This is a genomic window from Paracoccus sp. S4493 (assembly GCF_000967735.1).
Taxonomy (GTDB): domain Bacteria; phylum Pseudomonadota; class Alphaproteobacteria; order Rhodobacterales; family Rhodobacteraceae; genus Paracoccus; species Paracoccus marcusii.
Genome location: NZ_JXYF01000156.1, coordinates 1 through 752 on the forward strand (window position 1 = coordinate 1; position 752 = coordinate 752).

Genomic DNA, 752 nt, shown 5'->3' on the forward strand with positions numbered 1-752 from the left:
CCCCCGCCAGGTCATCAAGACGCTGCCCATCCCTGGCGTCCGCTCTGCTTTTCCTTGCCCTGTCACGACAAAAGGCGGCGATGGAAAAAAGGCCCCGCGCGAGGCGGGGCCAGTTGAACCTTCGTCGCAGAAGGATGGGCGGGGCCGCGCTCTACTGAACAGGAGCTGCGGCGGAAATGTCGGTTTGAGCGGTAGTAAAACAGGGGCGGGCGTTCTTGTGGATTGCAGCGGCGGTGAGCATCGCCTGCCGGTCTTCAATAAATGTTTATAGCTCGCTGCGCGGGTCTATTCAGGTATTGCCATCCCAATAAGTTGCAACATACATTCGGGTTCTTCCTCCTGTTGGATTGAAGGGGCGGCTATTCTCCCCGCCCCTTCATTTTTTTCAGAAGCAGTCCGGGGTCCAAGCCTCGATGCGGGCCTTCTTCTCTGCGTCGATCTTCCATGCCTTCTGATACTCAGCATCGCTGAACAGACGCTCCATGCACTGCGCTTTCTCGGCCTTCTTCTGCGCCTTGTGCGCCTTGAAGCCGTTCCCCTGCGGATCGCAGCCGGTCAGGTCCAGATGCAGCGCGTCCAGATAATCGGCGCTGACGCGGCTGAAAAAGTTCTCGGCGGTGGGCGTCCAGACCTTGCGGATACCGGCCCCGGCATCGGCCTCGATCAGTCCGAAAAACTCCGCGCTTCCTGCGCCGTAGGGCAGGGTCCGCGCCACGCTCTCGACCAGCGCCGCGTTGCGGGCTTTCTTGCCA

At 60.6% G+C, this 752-nt stretch carries 1 protein-coding gene and 1 pseudogene; one reads left to right on the plus strand and one right to left on the minus strand.

What is annotated here, in order from left to right; all coding sequences use genetic code 11:
• A partial coding sequence (locus tag TW83_RS21880; RefSeq protein WP_204245785.1) for a hypothetical protein occupies window positions 1-271 on the plus strand: 271 nt, incomplete at its 5' end.
• Between the two features lie 114 nt (window positions 272-385).
• On the opposite strand, the pseudogene TW83_RS21205 reads toward TW83_RS21880, so the two are convergent.
• Window positions 386-752, minus strand: a pseudogene (locus TW83_RS21205) (hypothetical protein); the annotation flags it as partial.